A 21,141-nucleotide genomic window follows, 5' to 3' on the forward strand; every position below is an offset into this window, starting at 1 on the left:
TCAGCATGCCACGCCGGTCCGCAACGGCCCGGGGTCAGCAGGCGCCCGCGCCCACCCCGTCGATCCGCCCGCCGAAGTCGCCGGAGTACTGGGAGCGCCAGTCGCCGTTGAAGACGTCCCGCTTCTCCACCGGGTCCCAGTTGATGAAGCAGGCGCGGGTGGAGGCGACGAAGGAGCCCACGTTGTCGTGGAGGTTGGGCGGCATGTCGCGGTAGCCGCTGCGGGCCGTCCACTCCCAGTAGTCCCCGCCGAAGCCGTCCCCGCTCCAGAAGCACACCGAGCCGTCGGGACAGGAGGGCGCGGCGGCCTGGGCCGAGGCGGCCTGGGCGGGCAGGAGGAGGGCGGTCAGGGCGAGAGCGGCGGCCAGGGACCAGGAGCGAATCTTCACGGGCCTCTCCAGAAAGGGGAGTTGGGATACCCCGGCCGTGGTGCCGAGGCATCGCCATGCTCCTGTTCCGGATCGGGGACACGCCCGGGCCCAAGATCGACATCACCGGTGTGGGCGAAGAAGTAGAACTAGTGGGAGAAGTGGAACTAGTGGAACTAGTACAACAGCCGTCCACTCCGCGCCGACAACCGCCGGCCGCCCGCCCCGCCTACCAGATCTTGTCGACCCACTCCGGGTGATCGACGAACGGGTTGCGGTTGTGCTGGTAGGAGTCGTAGATGACCTGGTTGCGGCGCTCCTCGAAGGCGTCCGGCGGGTCCTCGTCGTTCCACTTCTTCAGGATCGACAGCTTGCCTATGTAGGGGTTGCTGCCGTTGCCGACCTTGTCGTCGGGTTCGAGGTCGGCGAAACCGTCGTCGCCCTCGTAGCGGACCGCCATGTAGAGGATCATGCGGGCGACGTCACCCTTGACCGCGTCGCGCGGCTCGAAGGAGTCGGAGTCGGCCCTGCTGCCGCCGCTGTTGGTGAACGTGCTGCCCCCCTCGTCGAAGTCGAGGTTGCCGCGCTTGGCGTTGACCGCGACGTCCTCCGGGCGGATGTGGTGCAGGTCGGTGCCGGGGCCGGTCGAGGTGGTGAGGTCGCCGTGCGAGATCGCCCAGACGTGCTCACGGTTCCAGTCGCCGCTGTCACCGCCGTTGAGCGACTTGCTGCGCGAGATGCCCGAGTACAGCAGGATCACGTTGCCGCTGTTGTTCGGGTCCTGGTCCGTGTTCTTCAGGGCGTCCCAGAGTGCCGAGTACGACAGCTTCGTCACACCCGAGCTGATGATCGTGTGCAGGGACGACTTCAGGCTCGTGCCGGTCTTGCCGACGGCGTTCTTGTAGTACGTCGAGTCGTACGCGGTCGTCGTCGCCTGGGCCGGGGTCGCGGTCAGGGTGGGGGCGGTGAGGCCGACCAGCACGGCTGCCGTGGTCAGCGCCACCGACTTCCAGCGGCGCGGGGGTGTCGCCAGCATCATGTGGGGTCCGTTCTACGCGGGTTGAATGGAGGCGGCAACCGGGAGCGTGGCATGGACATGCAGGCCGTGCAATGAGTGGGACGTTTCCATCAGGTGAAGGAACACGACAAACGGCCCCCGATCCGGCGATCGGGGGCCGTTCTCAAGCGAGTTGTGTCAGCTGACGTCCGACGGGTCCAGACGGTAGAGCGACGAGCTGTTGCTCTGCGACGAAGAACTCTTGCTGTACGCGCTCTCCTTCACCGCCGTACCGTGCTTCTTCACCCAGTTCGACACCTCGGTGCTGAGGCTGTTGCCGCCGCCGGGCCCGCCGCCCATGCCGCCGCCGCTGCCGATCTGGATGTAGTGCAGCTCGCCCTTCTTCACCAGCTCCTTGAGCTTGGCGACGGTCATCGCGTTGTCGGTGCCGGTGAAGCCCCACATGGAGATGACGGGCACGTTGCTGCTCAGCTCGATCTGGGCGGCGCTCTGTGAGTTGGACACCGCCAGCAGCCACTTGGCGCCGTCCTGGTGCTTCTTCAGGTACGAGATCAGCTCGCTGTCGGCCCCGCCCATGCCACCGCCGGGCCCGCCGCCCATGCCGCCACCGCCGAAGCCGCCGTTCCCGCCGGGCAGTCCGCCCTGCCCGGTGCCGCCCTCGGCCGTACCACCGTTGGTGCCGGTGCCGCCCGGGGGCGTACCGCCCATCTGGCCGTTGCCCCCAGGAGCCTCGCCGGTCTGGCCGCTACGGCTGTTCTGCCCGCTCGGGGCACCCGGCAACTCACCGTTCCCGCCGCCGGGGAAGCCGCCGCCCGCCTGGCCGCCCTGCTGGGTGCCGCCCGGCAGCTCGCCGTTGCCGGGACCGCCGCCCGCGACCTCGAAGCCGCCCCGGTTGCCGCCGCCCGGGCCGCCACCGAAGCCGCTCCCCGTCGACGGCCCCGCCGTCGGGTTCGTACCGCCCATACGGCCACCGCCCGACCCCGCCGGCACCGACCAGGCGTAAGCCGCCGGACCGGCCAGCGCAGCGACGACCGCCGCGGCGACGGAAGCCGCCAGCAGCCGCACCCGGTTGCCGCCCCGGAAGACGAACAGGCCCACGATCGCCGCCGCCATGACCACACCGATCACCGGCCACAGCCAGGTGTTCCAGTCGGAGGCCCGGCGCAGCAGCACGATCGCCCAGATACCGGTCACGGCCAGGGCGACCGGGAGCACCCACACCCACCGCTTGTCGTCCCGGAACGCACGCAGCAGCATCACGCCGCCGCCCCCGCACAGCACCGCGATGCCGGGTGCGAGCGCGGTCGTGTAGTACGGGTGCATGGTGCCCTCGGCCATGCTGAAGGTCAGGAAGTGCAGCACGGTCCAGCCGCCCCACAGCACCAGCGCGGCGCGGGTGAGGTCGGTGCGCGGGGCGCGGCCGCACAGGATCAGGCCGGCGACGAGCGCGAGCGCCGAGAAGGGCAGCAGCCAGGAGATCTGCCCGCCGAGGATGTCGTTGAACATCCGGCCCAGGCCCGCGGATCCGGAGAAGCCGCCGCCTCCGCCGCCCCCGCCTCCGCCGTTGCCCTCGCCGCCGAGGACCCGGCCGAGCCCGTTGTAGCCCATGATCAGGTTCCAGGCGGTGCCGTCCGTCGAACCGCCGATGTACGGCCGCTCCGAGGCAGGGACGAGGGAGACCGCCGCCGCCCACCAGAAGCTGGAGACCGCCAACGCCACGGCCGCGATCGCCAGGTTGACGATCCGCTTCACCAGCGGGAGCCGGGCCGCGTACAGGTACACCGCGAAGACCGCGGGCAGCGCGATGTAGCCCTGCAGCATCTTGGTGTTGAAGGCGAGCCCGAAGCAGACCGCCGAACCGAGCAGCGGCAGCAGGCGGCCGCCCGTCACCGCGCGCAGGGCGAGCGCCGCGCCGCCGACCATCAGCAGGACCAGCAGCGTGTCGGGGTTGTTGTCCCGGTTGATGGCCACGGTGATGGGCGTCAACGCCAGGACCAGCGCGGCCAGGGCGGCCGCCGCGTGTCCCCACACCCGCTTCACGGACGTGTGCAGGATCCAGATCGTCGCCAGCGCGGCCACGATCATCGGCGCCATCATCTGCCACGTCCCGAAGCCGAAGACGCGGCAGGACAGCCCCATGACCATCAGCGCGAGGGGCGGTTTGTCGACGGTGAGGAAGTTGCCCGCGTCCAGCGAGCCGAAGAACCACGCCTTCCAGCTCTGCGTACCGCTGAGCACGGCCGCGCTGTAGAAGCTGTTGAGGCTGGAGCCGGACAGGTTCCAGGAGTAGAGCACCGACGCCAGGATCATGATCGCGATCAGGGCGGGCAGCGACCAGCGCGGCGCGGCGGCCGGGACCGCGGCCGCGGGCGGCGGCCCGGCGGTCACGGTCGTCGTGTGGGGGAGGGGATCGGTGGCAGATGTCACGGGAGCAGCGTGCAGAGGCGGTGTGAGCGCGCGCTGTGGTGTACCTGGCGGTTGGCTGTGAAATCACAGAGGGCGAAAGGTTCCGTCTAGTCCAGTACGCCCTCGTGGTCCTCCCGGTACTTGGCCAGTTGGGCTTCATAGCCGGCCGTGAAGTCCGCGAGCAGGCGCTCGCCTATGGTGTCGCTTGGTATGGGGTCGCGCTCCAGGAAGTCAGGTATAGAGCGGAATACAGCAGTTGCCGCCTTCGTGTGCTCTTCACCCCGTTTGCGCGCCTTCAGTAGCGCGTGGTACGGGTTCGACTTCAGGTCATTGATCCGCCGAGCAGGGCTGTCCTTCCCCGTGAACGCCTCCGGGCCGGGCAGGGAGCTGCGCGGATCGGCGAGGAGGCGCAACACCGCCACCGCCGCGAACAACCGCCCCGACCGCTTGAATTCGCTGTCCTTCTCGTCCGGCATGACCGGATCTCTGCCCCCGCCCGTCCCCCCGAACTCCCGCCCTGGGAACATGCGTACAACTTTCGGCCACCCCGACGAGTCACCTCAGTAGGCGCCGGGGTGCGCCCGACGTCGTTCAAGGGGGAGAAACTTCCATGACCCACCGGATATCCCGACACGCCCGAGTGCTTGCGGCAGCCCTCGGCGCCGGGGTGCTCATACCCACCGTGGCCGCCGCCACCCCGGCCGCGGCCGCGCCCCCCGCCGTCAGCTGTACGTCCGACAAGGCGGGCCTCGCCACCAAGCTGCAGAAGGACATCACGGCGGCGCTGGCGAACCGCAAGGGCACCGTCGCGATCGGTGTCTACGACCGCACCACCAACACCACCTGCACGCTGCGGGCCACCTCCGCCTACGACTCCGCGAGCGTCGTCAAGGTCACCGTTCTCGCCACGCTGCTGTGGGACGCGAAGAAGCACAACCGGTATCTGACCGACCGTGAGACCACGCTCGCCAAGGCCATGATCACCAAGTCGGACAACAGCGCGACCAGCACGCTCTGGAAGCAGCTGGGGCTGACGAAGATCAAGGGCTTCCTGAGCGCCGCCGGAATGACGAAGACCGTCCCGGGCGCGAACGGCTACTGGGGCCTGACCCAGATCAACGTCACCGACGAGCAGAAGCTGCTCAAGCTCATCACCGCCAAGAACACGGTCCTGAGCGACAACTCGCGCGCGTACATCCTGAAGCTGATGAGCCAGGTCATCTCCTCGCAGCGCTGGGGGACGCCGGCCGGGGCGCCGTCCACGGTCACCGTGCACGTCAAGAACGGCTGGCTGCAGCGCTCCACGCACGGCTGGCGGGTGCACAGCGTCGGCACCTTCAACGGCGGCGGCCACGACTACATGATGACGGTGCTCACCTGGGACAACAGCACCATGGACTACGGCGTCACCACCATCCAGAACGTGGCGAAGGCCATCCACAAGAACCTCGTCCCGGCGACGTCCTCCGCCACCTCGCTGCGCTACACGCCGACGTCCACGCCGAGCGAGGCGTTCCCCGCGGTGCCCCCGCAGGGCTGACGCGGGGATGACGCGGGGCTGACGACGCTTCACGAGACGGTCTCCCTTCGGTCACCGGACCGACCTACGGTGGCGCCCATGCGCCTGGGAACCGTACTCGCCACCCTCACCGCCGGCCTGGCGGCGGCCACCTGCCTGGCCGCCGCCGGGCCCGCCGGTGCCGCCGACCCGGCGGACGGCAACGCCTGTTCGCCGACCGTCTCCCTCGACCGCTTCTCCGACGCGCTCGACAAGACGACGTACCAGGGCACCTTCGTCGGCAACTTCTCCGCACTCGCGGTGGACCTCCCCCACTCTCGGCTTCGCTCGAGCGGGGGGACCCCCATCGGCTCGCTGGCCGCGCTGGAGGACCGGTCCTCCCTCTTCGGCCTGGACCCGAAGACCCTCCAGCCGGCCTCGGCCGTCCACCTCGCCGACGAGAAGGGCGCCGACCTCGACTCCGAGGGTCTCGTCATCGACCGTGACGGCACCCGGCTGATCTCCTCCGAGACCGAGCCGTCCGTCCGGCGCTACTCCCGTGACGGGAAGATCCTCGACCGCCTCCCGGTCCCGTCCTCCCTTCTGGTCGCCCCGGCCGGCCGCGCCACCGCGAACCAGACCTTCGAGGGCCTGACCCTGCTGCCCGGCGGCCGCACCCTGCTGGCCTCCATGGAGTACGCGATCTCCGGGGACTCCGCCGGCATCGTCCGCTTCCAGACCTGGACCCGCCACCACGGCCGCTTCCGGCTCGCCGCCCAGTACGCCTACCGCACCGACGCCGGCCTCGGCGTCCCGGAGGTCCAGGCCACCCCCGACGGCCGCCTCCTCGTCCTGGAGCGCGGCTTCACCGCAGGCGTCGGCAACACCGTCCGCCTCTACGAGGCCGACCTCCGCCATGCCACCGACACCAGCACCGTCGAGAACCTGACCGGCCAGCCGGACGTCCGCCTGATCAGGAAGACCCTGCTCACGGACATCGCCGCCTGCCCCTCCCTCGGCGCCACGGCCAAGCAGCCCCAGCCGAACCCCCTCCTCGACAACATCGAGGGCATGACGATCACCGGACGCGACCACACCGGCCGCCTGAAGGTCCTGCTGGTGAGCGACGACAACCAGAACCCGGCCCAGACGACCCGGTTCTATTACTTGCGGGTACGTGCCTGACGTTCCGACGTCCGCTTTCGTTTTATTGCGGAGGGATGAAATCCGCTCCTGTTGACGTTGGTGTCTTCCGGAAGAGCAGGTCTGACGGAAGGCACCGGCGTGGCAGCGCAACGGGGATGGGCACGACGGCTGGCGGGCTACGCCTGGCGGTATCCGAAGGACGTCGTCCTCGCTCTCGGGGCCTCCCTGGGCGGCATGGCCGTGATGGCCGTGGTCCCGCTGATCACCAAGGTGATCATCGACGACGTCATCGGCGACCACAGCCGCTCCATGGCCCCGTGGGCCGGCGCCCTGCTCGGCGCCGCCGTCCTCGTCTACGCCCTCACCTACATCCGCCGCTACTACGGCGGCCGGCTCGCCCTCGACGTCCAGTACGACCTGCGGACCGAGATATACGGCACGATCACCCGTCTCGACGGCCGCCGCCAGGACGAGCTGTCCACCGGCCAGGTGGTCGGCCGGGCCACCAGCGACCTCCAGCTGATCCAGGGCCTGCTCTTCATGCTCCCGATGACCATCGGGAACGTCCTGCTCTTCCTGATCTCCCTGGGGATCATGGCGTGGCTGTCGCTGCCGCTGACCCTGGTCGCCCTGGCCGTGGCCCCGGCCCTCGGCTGGATCGCCAAGCACAGCCGCAGCAAGCTCCACCCCGCCACCTGGTACGCCCAGGCCCAGGCCGCCGCCGTCGCGGGCGTGGTCGACGGCGCCGTGAGCGGCGTACGCGTGGTGAAGGGCTTCGGGCAGGAGGAGCAGGAGACCGGGAAGCTGCGTGAGGTCGGGCGCCGCCTGTTCGCCGGGCGCCTGCGGACCATACGCCTGAACAGCAGGTTCACCCCGGCCCTGCAGGCCGTCCCGGCCCTCGGCCAGGTCGCCATGCTGGCCCTCGGCGGCTGGCTCGCGGTCCGCGGGCACATCACCCTCGGCACCTTCGTCGCCTTCTCCACCTACCTCGCCCAGCTGGTCGGCCCGGTCCGTATGCTCGCCATGGTCCTCACCGTCGGCCAGCAGGCCCGCGCCGGCACCGAGCGCGTCCTGGAGCTGATCGACACCGAGCCGACCCTGAAGGAGGGCACGAAGACCCTCCCGGCCGACGCGCCGGCGACCGTCGAGTTCGACGACGTCTCGTTCGGGTACGAACATGAGCGCCCCGTCCTCGAAGGGCTCAGCTTCGAGATCCGGCCGGGGGAGACCCTGGCCGTCGTCGGCTCCTCCGGCTCCGGCAAGTCCACCGTCTCCCTGCTCCTGCCGCGCTTCTACGACGTCACCCACGGCGCCGTCCTGATCGGCGGCCACGACGTGCGCGAGCTGACCCTGGACTCGCTCAGGGCGGCGATCGGACTGGTGCCCGAAGATTCGTTCCTCTTCTCCGACACCGTCCGCAGCAACATCGCCTACGGCCGCCCGGACGCCACCCAGGAGGAGATCGAGGCCGCCGCCCGCGCCGCCCAGGCGGACCGTTTCATCGCCGAGCTGCCCGAGGGCTACGGCACCAAGGTCGGCGAGCACGGCCTGACCCTCTCCGGCGGCCAGCGCCAGCGCATCGCGCTCGCCCGCGCCCTGCTCACCGACCCGCGCCTGCTGGTCCTGGACGACGCGACCTCGGCCGTGGACGCCCGCGTGGAACACGAGATCCACGAGGCGCTGAAGCACGTCATGGAGGGCCGTACGACCCTTCTCATCGCGCACCGCCGCTCCACCCTCAACCTCGCCGACCGCATCGCCGTCCTGGACGGCGGCCGGCTCGCCGACCTCGGCACGCACGAGGAACTCCAGGAGCGCTCCGCCCTCTACCGCCGGCTGCTCACCGACCCGGACGAACTGGGCGGGGTCTCCCCGGGCCACGCCCGCCCCGCCCTGCCGCAGGAGGACATGTCCGTCCGCGAGGAGCTGGACGCCGAGTTCGACGCCGAGCGCGGGGTCACCCCACGGCTGTGGACCGGCGACCGCGAGCCCAAGGATCAGGCGCTGTCCGGCACCCCGGCCACCCCCGAGCTCCTCGCCCAGGTCGAGGCGCTGCCGCCGGCCACCGACACCCCCGACATCGACGAGGCCCACGCGGTACGCGCCGAGGAGTCGTACGGCCTCCGGCGCCTGCTCCGCGGCTTCGGCGCGCCCCTGCTCGTCAGCCTGCTGCTGGTCGCCGTGGATGCGGGCGCGGGCCTGCTGCTGCCGGTGCTGATCCGGCACGGCATCGACCAGGGCGTCACCAAGATGGCCCTCGGCGCGGTGTGGGCGGCCTCCCTGCTGGGTCTGTGCACCGTGCTGGTGCAGTGGGCCGCGCAGATCGGCGAGACCCGGATGACCGGACGTACCGGCGAGCGCGTCCTGTACTCCCTGCGCCTGAAGATCTTCGCCCAGCTCCAGCGCCTCGGCCTGGACTACTACGAGCGCGAGCTGACCGGCCGGATCATGACGCGGATGACGACGGACGTCGACGCCCTGTCGACCTTCCTGCAGACCGGCCTGGTCACGGCGTTCGTCTCGGTCGTCACCTTCTTCGGCATCATGGGCGTCCTGCTCGTGCTCGACGTCCAGCTCGCCCTGGTCGTCTTCGCCACCCTGCCCCCGCTGATCGTCGCCACCTTCTTCTTCCGCCGGGCGAGCGTGAAGGCGTACGAACTCGCTCGTGAGCGGGTGTCGGTGGTCAACGCCGATCTCCAGGAGTCGGTGGCCGGGCTCAGGATCGTGCAGGCGTTCCGGCGCGAGCGGGACGGCGGGCGGCGGTTCGCCGAGCGCAGCGACAGCTACCGTCAGGCCCGTATCCGGGGCCAGTGGCTGATATCCGTCTACTTCCCGTTCGTCCAGCTGCTGTCGTCGGTGGCCGCGGCCGGCGTCCTGATCGCGGGCGCGGGCCGCATCGAGGCGGCCACCCTGACCACCGGCGCCCTGGTCGCCTACCTCCTCTACATCGACCTGTTCTTCGCCCCGGTCCAGCAGCTCTCCCAGGTCTTCGACGGCTACCAGCAGGCCACGGTCTCGCTGGGCCGCATCCAGGAACTGCTGCGCGAGCCGACCTCCACCGAGTCCGCCGACGAACCCCTCGAAGTCCTCGCCCTGCGCGGCGACATCGCCTTCGAGGACGTGCACTTCGCGTACGGCGCCGAGGAGGAGGCCCTGACCGGCATCGACCTGACGATCCCGGCCGGGCAGACGGTCGCCTTCGTCGGCGAGACGGGCGCCGGCAAGTCGACGCTGGTCAAGCTGGTGGCCCGGTTCTACGACCCCACCGCCGGCCGGGTCACGGCCGACGGTACGGATCTGCGCACCCTGGACCTGACCTCGTACCGCCACCGCCTCGGCGTGGTCCCGCAGGAGGCGTACCTCTTCCAGGGCACCATCCGCGACGCCATCGCCTACGGCCGCCCCGACGCCACCGACGCCGAAGTGGAGGCCGCGGCGCGGTCGGTCGGCGCGCACGACATGATCGCCACCCTGGACGGCGGCTACCTCCACGAGGTCGCCGAGCGCGGCCGCAACCTCTCGGCCGGCCAGCGCCAGCTGATCGCACTCGCCCGTGCCGAACTGGTCGACCCCGACGTCCTCCTCCTCGACGAGGCCACGGCCGCCCTGGACCTGGCCACCGAGGCCCAGGTCAACCAGGCGACCGACCGCCTGGCGGGCCGCCGTACGACGCTGGTGGTCGCCCACCGGCTGACCACGGCCGCCCGCGCGGACCGGGTGGTGCTCATGGACCACGGCCGGGTGGCGGAGGACGGCACCCACGAGGAACTCCTCGCCCGCGGCGGCCGGTACGCCGCACTGTGGCGGACCTTCGTAGGCCAGTCCGAGCCGGAGGAGCCGGTGGGCGTCTCCCACTGAGGCACTGAGACACTGAGGCATCGAGGCCGCTCGACCCGTCCTGCTTCCTGTCGTGCAACCACGGACCCACCTCATGCGTCCGTACATCAGTACGGTCACCGGGCACGCATGACGGCGGTACGGGGAGGACGACAGTGGACAGTGGTGCGATACGCAGGCGCCTGGCGATGGGCGCGGCCGTCCTGGCCGGGTCCCTCGGGCTCGCCCTCGCGGTACCCGGCACCGCCCTCGCCTCGGCAGACGGCTCCTGCGCCGGGCGCGAGGTGCGGACCCTGCCCTTCAGCACCGGCACCGTGCACGTCTTCAAGCACGACGGCTACGTCTGCGCCGTCACCGTCGCCCGGAACCCGGGCGTCAAGCGCGTGATGTCGGTGAGCGTGCAGGCCCGTGGCAACCGGCCGGTCGTGGACAAGGGCAGCTACAAGCACCACGCGGGCCCGGTGACCGTCCATGCCGGGCAGCGGTGCGTGTGGGTGAAGGGCGTGGTGGGCCGGGGTTCGGTCAGCTCTGGCTGGATCCTGTGCTGAAATCTCCGCTGATCGCGAAGAGCGCCCAATCCACCCTGGTGTGACGGCAGTTGATCCGCTAGCTTCCGGCGGACATCTGTCTCACAGGGGAGAGTGCGCATGCGCAAGGCGCTCAGATGGCTGCTGGCGCTCACGGTGTTCATAGGCACGTTGAGCACAGCGGGCGCGGCCACCGCCGCACAGTCCGAGCCCACCGACATCAAGGACCGGCTCCTGTCCATACCCGGCATGAGCCTGATCCAGGAGAAGCCGTACCCCGGCTACCGCTACTTCGTCCTGAACTACACCCAGCCGGTGGACCACCGCCACCCGGACCGAGGCACCTTCCAGCAGCGCATCACCGTGCTGCACAAGGACGTCTCGCGCCCCACGGTCTTCTACACCAGCGGCTACAACGTCTCCACCAACCCGTCCCGCCGCGAGCCCACCCAGATCGTGGACGGCAACCAGGTCTCCCTGGAGTACCGCTTCTTCACGCCGTCCCGCCCCGACCCGGCCGACTGGTCCAAGCTGGACATCTGGCAGGCGGCGAGCGACCAGCACCGCGTCTACGAGGCGCTGAAGCCGATCTACTCCGCCAACTGGCTGGCCACCGGCGGCTCCAAGGGCGGCATGACGGCCACCTACTACGAGCGCTTCTACCCCCACGACATGGACGGCGTGGTCGCCTACGTCGCCCCCAACGACGTCGTGAACAACGAGGACTCGGCCTACGACCGCTTCTTCACCACCGTCGGCACCAAGGAGTGCCGGGACCGCTTGAACGCCGTCCAGCGTGAGGCCCTGGTCCGCCGCGAGCCGCTGGAGAAGAAGTACGCGGCGTACGCCGCCGACAACCACTACACCTTCGACACCATCGGCGGCCTGGACAAGGCCTACGAGGCGGTCGTCCTCGACTACGTCTGGGGCTTCTGGCAGTACAGCCTACTGTCCGACTGCTCCTCCATCCCGGCGACCGCGGCGACCGCGACGGACGAGGCGATCTGGGACTCGGTGGACACGATCTCGGGCTTCTCGGCGTACACCGACCAGGGCCTGGAGACGTACACGCCGTACTACTACCAGGCGGGGACGCAGTTGGGCGCCCCCACCATCCACTTCCCGTACATCGAGCGGAAGTTGATCCGCTACGGCTACCAGCCGCCGCGCAACTTCGTACCGCGCTCCATCCCGATGCGCTTCCAGCCGTTCGCGATGCGGGACGTCGACACGTGGGTCCGCCACCACGCGCAGCACATGCTGTTCGTCTACGGCCAGAACGACCCGTGGGGCTCGGAACGCTTCCGCCTCGGCGCGGGCGCCCGTGACTCGTACGTCTTCACGGCGCCCGGGTTGAACCACGGGGCGAACGTGGCGGGTCTGGTGGCGGACGAGAAGTCGCTGGCGACGGCGCGGATTCTGGAGTGGGCGGGCGTTGCGTCGTCCGCGGTCCAGAAGAACCCGTCTGCGGCGAAGCCGCTGGCTCGGTATGACTCGAAGCTGGATGTGCGGGGGGTGGAGAGGGAGCCCGCGTTGCGTCCGTGATGCGTCAGTTCGACAGCTGATGACGGCGGGGTCGGCGTGGCCGACTCCGCTGTCTTGACTATCGGTGGGTTGGGCATACGGGACCTGATGACTGGCCTGGTAGGTAGGCCGTCCGTTCTTCTGAGGTCAGGTCCCGGTTGACGGCACGACAGATCTTCTGGACTGCTTCGGAAGGATCGGGGAGGTCGACATGCCACAGTCGCGCGGTGAAGTCCGTGCTGCCGGTGGCGAGCGTGTGGCCGCGCGGGCTGAACGCCACGGCGATCACCGGGTCGGTCTGTCTGGTGAGCGTGATGCGCTCTTTACCGGAGGAGCTGTCCCACAGTCGTGTCGTGTTGTCGCTGCTGCCGGTGGCGAGGGTCTTGCCGTCGGGACTGAACGCCACCGAAAACACTTCTCTGGTGTGTCCGGTCAGGGTGGTCCGGGTCTTGCCCGTCGCCACGTTCCACAGCCGTGCTGTTTGATCATTGCTGGTGGTGGCGAGGGTCTTGCCGTCGGGGCTGAATGCCACTGACTTGATCACGGAGCTGTGCCCCCGCAGGATGTGGCGGGTAGTTCCCGCGGACACGTCCCAGAGCCGGGCGGTGTAGTCGAAACTGCCGGTGGCGAGGGTCTTGCCGTCCGGGCTGTAGGCGACCGAGGTCACCTCGTCCGTGTGTCCCTTCAGGATGTGGCGTGTTGTTCCGGTGGCCACGTCCCAGAGCCGCACGGTCTGGTCCGAGCCGACGGTGGCGAGGGTCTTGCCGTCGGGGCTGAACGCCACCGAATTCACGCCGTCGATGTGCCCCTTCAGGATGCGGCGTGTTGTGCCGGTCGCTACGTCCCACAGGCGGGCCGTGGCGTCGGAACTGCCGGTGGCGAGGGTTTTCCCGTCCGGGGTGAACGCCACCGAGATGATCACGCCGGTGTGTCCCCGCAGGGGGGCGCGGGCCCTGCCAGTGGGCACGTTCCACAGCCGGGCAGTCCGGTCGACGCTGCCAGTGGCGAGGATGTTGCCGTCGGGGCTGAACGCCACCGATGTCACCGAATCGGTGTGCCCTGCCAGAGTGACGCCCATCACGGCAGTGCTCACCTTCCACAGGCGCACGGTGTGGTCGAGACCGACGCTGGCGAGCGTCTTGCCGTCGGGGCTGAACGCTGTCTGAAGGACCTGGTCGCTATGTCCGGTCAGGGACGAGATCGTTGCACCGGTGGTCACATTCCACAGCTGCACGGTGTGGTCGGGGCTTGCGGTGGCCAGGGATTTGCCGTCAGGACTGAACGCCACCGAATCCGTAGCGGTGGTCAGGGATGTACGAGACTTGCCGGTGGCCACATCCCACAGCAGTACGGTGACATCGTTTCCGGCGGTGGCCAGGGTTTTGCCGTCGGGACTGTACGCGACCGAGACCACCTCGCTGGTGTGCCCCTCCAGGATGTGGCGTGTTGTTCCGGTGGCCACGTCCCACAGGCGCGTGGTGCGGTCCCAGCTTGCGGTGGCGAGGGTCCTGCTGTCCGGGCTGAACGCGACCGAGCTCACCAGACCCGTGTGTCCGCTCAGAACTCTGCCCGCCTTGCGGGTGGTCGCATCCCACAGTTGCACGGTGTCGGCGGTGGCGGTGGCGAGGGTTTTGCCGTCGGGACTGAACGCCACCGCATTTGCCGATTGGCTGTATGTCAGGGAGTAAAGGGGATCACCGGTGGCAACATCCCACAACAGAACCCTCCCGTCGATGCCGGCGGTGGCCAGGGTTCTGCCGTCGGGGCTGAACGCCACGGAGTACACCTGGTCGGTGTGTCTCTTCAGGATGTGGCGTGTTGTTCCGGTGGCCACGTCCCACAGGCGCACGGTCCGGTCGTAGCTTCCGGTGGCGAGGGTCCTGCTGTCCGGGCTGAACGCAACCGAGGTCACCGTCATGGCATGGCCGGACAAGCGTCGCTGCAGGGGAAGGTCCGCGGCGGTGCGGAGACTGTCGAGCGCCTCCGAAGTCGGGTTGGTGCGGTATGCCTGGATGGCCAGGAGCGAAGCGAGTTCGGGGTTCGTTCTGATGAGTGTGTCGGACTGGGCCGCCAGCTGCCGTGACAGCGCCGCCTGCCGTTCACCGACCGCCGTCCGCCACTGCCACACCGCGACCCCGCCGGCGATCAGCGCGAGCACCAGCAACGTGGCCAGCACCGTGACAAGCCGCCTGCGCCGCTGAGCGATCGCCTCCTGGCGTTGCCGGCTCGCGGAGAGAAAGGCCGCGATGTCGTCGGGCAGACCACGTTCCCGTGACCAGTCGACGCCTTCCCCGAGCGCCGTCCCCGCGAGCAGGTCGCCCGGGTCTTTCTTCCCGGCCCAGCGGAGCTGCCGTTCACGGGTGCGGTTGAGCCACTCCTGGAACCGGCGGTCCTCGTGCACCCACTCCCGCAGTTTGCCCCAGTCACGGATGAGCGCATCATGGATCAGTTCCGCCACCGGCTCCCCGGGAGGCGCATCGGGGCGATGGGGATCGCGGAGCGACTGCGTGGTGATGATGCGATGGTGCGTGAGCGTGGCGATGACGACGTTGACGTCGCCGACGGGCGAACCGTCCGGGCCCGCCGCCAGATCGCGCAGCTCGTCAAGAGGCACCTGCGCGCGGACCGCGGGGATACGGCGGCCGGGGTCCGCCGGGTGCACCAGCGAGGTGAGGATGCGCCGCGCGATCTGCTGCTGACCGGTGGACAGCTCATCCAGGGCGCTGCCGCACCACGTCGTCAGGCTTCCGGTGACCGCCCCGATGCGCCGGTACGCCTCATGGGTGAGGTAACCGTCCTCCCGGCGCGACCACAGCTGCTTGAGCGTCAACTCCAGCAGCGGCAGCACGGTGACCGGAGCCAGCCGAGCCGCCATCGCTTCGGGGCTGCTCTCCAGGACGTCACTGATGATCTGCTCGGGCAGCCCCGGCTGGAAGCGGAGTCCCGCCTTCTCGGCGGGCAGCACAATGATGTCGTGCAGATCGCGCTGGCTCAGCGCGCCCGGCACGTTGAGCAGCCCGGGTGTCGCAGCCTCCAGCAACTTGGGTGCAAGCGCGGCCAGTTGGGGATAGAAGTCGTCGCGCATGACCAGGATCACGCTGAGCCTGGTAGGCGCGTCGGCGGCCGCGGTGACGTCGTCGACAACGGCCAGGAAGTCCTGTAGCCGACCGTCGGCACCCTGGACCAGAAGCTCTTCGAACTGGTCGATGACCAGCAGGACACGCTCGTGGTCGGGCTCGCTCGCCAGCTTGTGGTCGACCGCCGCCGTGATCCCGTCGCCCGCCGCTCCGGGCAGCCCGGCCCGCTCGATCTCCGTCCGCAGATCCTGCCGAGGCCGCGCCAGCACCGGCAGCCACCGATCGCTCCCCGGCACCGCCCCCTCCGCCAGCGCCCGCAACACCCCCGCCTGAATCAACGACGACTTGCCCGACCCGGACGGCCCCAGCAGCAGCGTCAGCCGCCGCCCCAGGGCCAGGTTCGCCACGACCTGCCGTACCGCGTCCCCGCGCCCCTCGAACCAGCGGGCGTGCTCCGCGGTGAACGGCTCCAGGCCTCGATAAGGGCAGACCTCCTGTGCCGCCAGTTCCGGCCGGACCTCCCGCAGGACCTCGGTCGGGGTGACGTACGCGATGTCCTGTCCCCGCGCCAACGGGTCGGGCGCCGTGATCTCGGTGACCATGCCGACGACCAGGCCGGTCACCTGGTCGAGGACGGGCCCGCCGCTGAACCCGGTGGTGAGGTCGTTGGCGTCGGTCAGCTGAAGGAGCGCGCTCCCGTCCTGCGAGGCCGGCAGCAGATCGCCCACCGTGCCGAAGCCCAGGTGCCCGTCCCGCGGCGCCTGGGCCGGAAAGCCGTACGACCGGACCTCGTGGCCGCCGCACCCCGCCCCGGAGCCCAGTGGCAACACCCGTGTACCCGGCGGCACTTCACTCAGCCGGACGAAGGCGACGTCCTCGCCCTCGGGCGCACGCCACCCCTCGACGTGCCCCTCCAGCCCGTCGGCACCCGCCGCACGAGGGAAGGCCAGCCGCACCCGCTCCCCGGGCCCGGACCCGGCCGCCCGGACCACGTGCGCACAGGTGACCAGGACGTCCTCGGCCACCAGGAAACCCGCCCCCGCCACGCTCCCGTCCGGCCCGAGGATCTGCGCGACCGCCGTGGGCAGGTCCGACGGCATGCCATCGTCAGCCCTTCTTCCGGGGCTAGCCACCGTCGCTCTTCCACGACACCGTCACCTGCAGATGACAGTTCGCCCTGCTCTTGGTGATCACCGCCCCGGCCTCGACCGCGAGGTCCACTCCGAACTCGACCGTGATCTGGTCGGGCCGCGCCTTGCGCAGTTGGTCCAGGGCGGCCTGCGCGGCCTGGGTGATCGGTACCAGAGCCTGCTGCAGCGTCTCCGGCACCTCACGAATGGCGTCCCCGACGCGCCCGGCCTTCACCGGCCCCTCGAAGCCGGCCGCGCCCTCGACCAGAAGGCAGCCCCCACCCTCCAGCGGAATTCGGGTCAGAGGTGTGGTCAAGACGCCTCCTTCGTTGCTCGCGGGCGCTCATCAGGGATCCCGGCCAGCATCGATCACGTCCGACAGGTGCCGCAGCTCGGAGGGGGCCGTACGGAGGAGCCCTCACACCGGCCGGGCGCAGCCCACCGGCCGCTGCCCGCTCAGCTGGACGTAGAGGACGGTCGACGCAGGGCAGTCGGATCGGTCGGGGACCGCCTCAGTGATCCTGTACTGCGGCTTCCGGCGCCCCGACCCGTCGCACGCCGTCTCCCGCACCTGGCCGTCGCCCGAGTCGTACACGCAGTCGCCGGGGATCGTGCGGGGGCCGCCGCCGGCGCCCGGGTCGCCGGGGTGCGGGGGTTCCAGGTTGCGCATGCAGGCGTAGCCCTGGGGGATCGCCCCGTCGCCGTCCTCGTCGTCCTGCGGCCGCTGTTCGCTGATGTGCAGGACGAAGTCGGTGGTGGGCGGGCACAGCGGGCCGTCGGTGACCGTGCCGTCGTAGCGGGCGGCGACCTGGGCGGCGGCCCGTTCGCTGGTGCAGGGCACCTCGGTGAAGCTGGTGGTGCCGAAGGAGCTGCATTCGCCGACCCCGAGGAACTGGGCGCCGTAGCCGGTGGGGCGGAGGGTGGCGGGACGGGCGTTGCCCACCGGGGCGTCAGCTTGGCCCTGGCAGCCGGTGAGCAGCATGGCCATGGTGAGGGCAGGGGCGAGCGGCAGTAGTCGGTACGCCACCCCCATGGCACCTTTCCCGTGCATTGCGAACCCCCCAGACACCCCCGTCCAGCGTGGCCCCGGCGAGGGGGCCACGCCAGGCGAACGGTGGGGTTTCCGCCGTTTGGGAGTGGTGTGTCCGGTGTGTGACGTACGTCTAGTACGTCAGGCCGTGACCGAGGGGGTACAGCACCTGCGTCGGATCATCCGCCCGCTGCACCGGCACCGGGAGCCTGCCCCGTGGGTCCACCCGTCCGGCGATCACCCGTGCGGCGGCGCGCAGTTCGACGTCGGTCCAGGAGTAGGCCGCCAGGTAGGCCTTCACGGAGGGGAGCTGCGCCACGTCGTAGGGGTTGCGGATGGCGACGCCCGCGACCGGTCTGCCGGTGGCGAGCAACTGCTCGACCAGGGTTCGCTGGGCGCTGCCCGCCGTGACGTTGTACGTCCCGACGACCACCGCGTCCGCGTCCTGCGCCGCCGCCACCGCCTTGGCGACGGTCGTCGCGGAGGGGGCGGTGCCGGTGGACAGGGCGGTGGCGGTGAAGCCCAGTTCGGTGAGGGCGCCGGCCAGGACCGAGGTGGGCGGGCCGGTGGTGCCGGACGGGGAGGCCGGGTCGGCGCCGACGACCAGGATCCTGGGCGCGGTGCGGGGGTCCAGCGGGAGGGTGTCGTCCTCGTTGACCAGCAGGGTCGTGGTCCGCTCGGCGATCCGGTCCGCGGTGGCCAGGTGGGACTCGGCGCCCACCGTGCGATCGACGCCGGCCCGGGTGACGTACGCCTGGTCGAGGAGTCCGAGCCGGCCCTTCAGCCGAAGGATCCGCAGGATCGATTCGTCCAGCCGGGCCTCGGTCAGCTCGCCGTTCTGGACGGCGTTCAGGACCGCGTGCCAGGCCACGTCGATCGAGGGCGGGTTGAGCAGCTGGTCGACTCCGGCCTTCAGGGCCAGCACCGGCACCCGGTCGTCGCCGTACTTGGTGCGTACGCCCTCCATGCCGAGGGAGTCGGTGACCACGACCCCGTCGTAGCCGAGTTCGCCGCGCAGGATGCCGGTGAGGATCGGGTGGGAGAGGGTGGCCGGGTCGCCGGAGTCGTCGAGGGCCGGGAACTGGATGTGGGCGGTCATGACCGAGTCGATGCCCGCCTCGATCGCGGCCCGGAAGGGGACCGCGTCCAGCTTCTCCCACAGGTCCCGGCTGTGCGTGATGACCGGGAAGCCGGTGTGGCTGTCGACGGCGGTGTCGCCGTGGCCCGGGAAGTGCTTGGCGGTCGCCGCGACCCGGGACGCCTGATAGCCCCTCACCTCGGCCGCCACCAGGGCCGCCACCGCGTCCGGGTCGGCCCCGAAGGACCGTACGCCGATGACCGGGTTGGCCGGGTTGACGTTCACGTCGGCGTCGGGGGAGTAGTCCTGGTTGATGCCCATGGCCCGGAGTTCCGCGCCGGAGACGCGGCCGAGGGTGCGGGCGTCGGAACGGGAGCGGCCCGCCCCGATCGCCATCGCGCCCGGGAACAGCGTGGCCGGCTTGCCCACCCTGCACACTATTCCGTGCTCCTGGTCGGTGGCGATGAGCAGCGGCAGGCCACGGGGCTGCTCCAGGGAGGCCCGCTGGATGCCGTTGGACAGGTCGGCGATCTGGTGGGGGTCGCGGGTGTTGTGGGCCCAGGTGAAGTAGATGATCCCGCCGACCCGGTACTTCTCGATCAGCTCGGCGGCCGTGCGGACCCCGATCTCCTTGAGGTTGGCGTCGATGTCGGCCTGGTCGGGGGTGGTGGCGGAGTGGCCGTAGACCCGCATCACGAAGAGCTGGCCGACCTTCTCCTCCAGCGTCATGCGGGAGACGAGGGCGCGGAGCTTGCGGTCGTTCGGGGTGGCGGCGTGGGCGGCGGTGGCCGGTGCGGTCAGCGCGGCGGTGAGGCCCGCGGTCGCGGCGAGGACGGTCCGTCTGGACGGCCGTGCGGTGTTTCCCGTGCTGCTGTCGTGCACGTGCGCTCCTTCCAGAGGAGAACCGCTGAAGGAAACTTCCGAGGAGTCACCAATATCCGGGAAGTTTCTTTCCGTCAAGTGACTGCACAGTAAGCCAGCATGGGGCCGCCATCGGCGCTTGGGAGGGGGGCGCGCCGATGGCGGTGGGCTGTCGGGCGTGGTGCGGCGGAGAGGGTACGTCGGCGTTCGCGGCCTGCGGCGAGGGCCGACACCGCACCACGGACTCGTCCGGCAGCTTGTGCGTTGGACGGGCGGGGAGGGCGGCGGGTTCCCGTGGGTGTGCGAGGTGGCGTGGTCCAGCCCCTGGACATTCCGCCCATCCGCCCGGGCGACGCACCATCATGGCGGCCATGCCCGCAGTCGACATCCCCGGTTCCAAGTCCATCACCGCCCGCGCGCTCTTTCTCGCGGCCGCCGCCGACGGCGTCAGCACCCTCGTACGGCCCCTGCGCTCCGACGACACCGAGGGCTTCGCGGAGGGCCTGGTCCGGCTCGGCTACCGGGTGGGCCGTACCCCGGACGCCTGGCAGGTGGACGGCCGCCCGCAGGGCCCGGCGCTCGCCGAGGCCGACGTGTACTGCCGCGACGGCGCCACCACCGCCCGCTTCCTGCCCACCCTGGCGGCCGCGGGCCACGGCACCTACCGTTTCGACGCCTCCCCGCAGATGCGCCGGCGCCCCCTCGGCCCGCTCACCCGGGCCCTGCGCGACCTCGGCGTCGACCTGCGGCACGAGGAGGCCGAGGGCCACCACCCGCTGACCGTCCGGGCGGCCGGGGTCGAGGGCGGCGAGGTCGTGCTGGACGCGGGCCAGTCCTCGCAGTACCTGACCGCGCTGCTCCTGCTGGGCCCGCTGACCCGCAACGGCCTGCGGATCCGGGTGACCGACCTGGTCTCGGTGCCGTACGTGGAGATCACGCTGGCGATGATGCGGGCGTTCGGCGTCGAGGTGGTCCGGGACGGCGAGGTCTTCGAGGTCCCGCCGGGCGGCTACCGGGCCACCACCTACGCGATTGAGCCGGACGCCTCGACCGCCAGCTACTTCTTCGCCGCGGCGGCCGTCACCCCGGGCCGCGAGGTGACCGTGCCGGGCCTGGGATCGGGAGCCCTCCAGGGTGACCTGCGGTTCGTCGAGGTGCTGGGGCGGATGGGCGCGGAGGTGGACGTCGCCGCGGACCGGACGACCGTACGCGGCACGGGAGTTCTGCGCGGCCTGACCGTCAACATGCGGGACATCTCCGACACCATGCCGACCCTCGCCGCGATCGCGCCCTTCGCCTCCGGTCCGGTCCGCATCGAGGACGTGGCCAACACCCGGGTGAAGGAGTGCGACCGGCTGGAGGCCTGCGCGGAGAACCTGCGCCGGCTCGGCGTGGACGTGGCGACCGGCCCCGACTGGATCGAGATCCGGCCCGGCACGCCCCTGCCGGACGTCGGGATCAAGTCCTACGGCGACCACCGCATCGTGATGTCCTTCGCGGTGACCGGACTGCGCACGCCCGGGCTGTCGTACGACGATCCCGGCTGCGTACGGAAGACGTTCCCGGACTTCCACGAGGCGTTCGCGGCACTGAGCGCGACCAGCTGATGGGACGGTGACTGTCCCTGCTGGACCGGAAGGAA

Annotated in this window: 14 protein-coding genes; 6 read left to right on the forward strand and 8 right to left on the reverse strand. The window is 70.5% G+C overall.

The window, feature by feature from the left end; all coding sequences use genetic code 11:
• Positions 1 to 34: 34 nt before the first annotated feature.
• The 4 genes from CRP49_RS19315 to CRP49_RS19330 form a co-directional block, all read right to left on the reverse strand.
• A complete protein-coding gene (locus CRP49_RS19315; protein WP_097254492.1) occupies positions 35 to 388 on the reverse strand; it encodes a peptidase inhibitor family I36 protein in 354 nt (117 codons plus the stop codon).
• Between the two features lie 208 nt (positions 389 to 596).
• Positions 597 to 1,403 (reverse strand): endonuclease I family protein, encoded by an 807-nt coding sequence (locus CRP49_RS19320; RefSeq protein WP_097257445.1) that lies wholly within the window; start codon positions 1,401 to 1,403, stop codon positions 597 to 599.
• Between the two features lie 159 nt (positions 1,404 to 1,562).
• A complete protein-coding gene (locus CRP49_RS19325; RefSeq protein ID WP_097254493.1) occupies positions 1,563 to 3,812 on the reverse strand; it encodes a glycosyltransferase family 39 protein in 2,250 nt (749 codons plus the stop codon).
• Positions 3,813 to 3,898: 86 nt separating this feature from the next.
• Entirely contained in the window at positions 3,899 to 4,267 is a 369-nt protein-coding gene (locus tag CRP49_RS19330) for a hypothetical protein (RefSeq protein ID WP_143670010.1), read from the reverse strand.
• Between the two features lie 134 nt (positions 4,268 to 4,401).
• On the opposite strand from CRP49_RS19330, the gene CRP49_RS19335 reads away from it, so the two are divergent.
• From CRP49_RS19335 to CRP49_RS19355, 5 genes are all read left to right on the forward strand, one after another.
• Entirely contained in the window at positions 4,402 to 5,331 is a 930-nt protein-coding gene (locus tag CRP49_RS19335; protein ID WP_097254495.1) for a serine hydrolase, read from the forward strand.
• 78 nt (positions 5,332 to 5,409) lie between these two features.
• Positions 5,410 to 6,474, forward strand: a complete 1,065-nt coding sequence (locus CRP49_RS19340; protein ID WP_097254496.1) for an esterase-like activity of phytase family protein — start codon at positions 5,410 to 5,412, stop codon at positions 6,472 to 6,474.
• 99 nt (positions 6,475 to 6,573) lie between these two features.
• Positions 6,574 to 10,293: an ABC transporter ATP-binding protein gene (locus tag CRP49_RS19345; protein ID WP_097254497.1), complete on the forward strand. Its 3,720-nt coding sequence runs from the start codon at positions 6,574 to 6,576 to the stop codon at positions 10,291 to 10,293.
• Positions 10,294 to 10,427: 134 nt separating this feature from the next.
• On the forward strand, positions 10,428 to 10,820 hold the full coding sequence (locus tag CRP49_RS19350; protein ID WP_097254498.1) for a hypothetical protein: 393 nt from the start codon (positions 10,428 to 10,430) through the stop codon (positions 10,818 to 10,820).
• Between the two features lie 99 nt (positions 10,821 to 10,919).
• Positions 10,920 to 12,344 (forward strand): S28 family serine protease, encoded by a 1,425-nt coding sequence (locus CRP49_RS19355; protein ID WP_097254499.1) that lies wholly within the window; start codon positions 10,920 to 10,922, stop codon positions 12,342 to 12,344.
• A gap of 58 nt (positions 12,345 to 12,402) precedes the next feature.
• Here CRP49_RS19355 and CRP49_RS19360 read toward each other — a convergent pair whose 3' ends face one another.
• The 4 genes from CRP49_RS19360 to CRP49_RS19375 form a co-directional block, all read right to left on the reverse strand.
• Complete coding sequence (locus CRP49_RS19360) at positions 12,403 to 16,500, reverse strand: trypsin-like peptidase domain-containing protein (protein WP_097254500.1); 4,098 nt, start codon at positions 16,498 to 16,500, stop codon at positions 12,403 to 12,405.
• Positions 16,501 to 16,525: 25 nt separating this feature from the next.
• Positions 16,526 to 16,846, reverse strand: a complete 321-nt coding sequence (locus CRP49_RS19365) for a CU044_2847 family protein (RefSeq protein ID WP_097254501.1) — start codon at positions 16,844 to 16,846, stop codon at positions 16,526 to 16,528.
• 102 nt (positions 16,847 to 16,948) lie between these two features.
• On the reverse strand, positions 16,949 to 17,563 hold the full coding sequence (locus CRP49_RS19370) for a hypothetical protein (protein ID WP_097254502.1): 615 nt from the start codon (positions 17,561 to 17,563) through the stop codon (positions 16,949 to 16,951).
• A 130-nt stretch (positions 17,564 to 17,693) separates the two neighbouring features.
• The gene (locus CRP49_RS19375; RefSeq protein ID WP_097254503.1) at positions 17,694 to 19,520 is read right to left on the reverse strand and encodes a glycoside hydrolase family 3 protein; all 1,827 of its coding nucleotides are present in this window, start codon (positions 19,518 to 19,520) and stop codon (positions 17,694 to 17,696) included.
• Between the two features lie 350 nt (positions 19,521 to 19,870).
• Here CRP49_RS19375 and aroA point away from each other — a divergent pair, with 350 nt between their 5' ends.
• The gene (gene aroA / locus CRP49_RS19380; protein ID WP_097257446.1) at positions 19,871 to 21,106 is read left to right on the forward strand and encodes a 3-phosphoshikimate 1-carboxyvinyltransferase; all 1,236 of its coding nucleotides are present in this window, start codon (positions 19,871 to 19,873) and stop codon (positions 21,104 to 21,106) included.
• The last annotated feature ends 35 nt before the right edge of the window (positions 21,107 to 21,141 follow it).

Origin of the sequence: Streptomyces sp. Ag109_G2-15, from assembly GCF_900215565.1 — a bacterium.
Classification (GTDB): Bacteria; Actinomycetota; Actinomycetes; order Streptomycetales; family Streptomycetaceae; genus Streptomyces; species Streptomyces diastatochromogenes.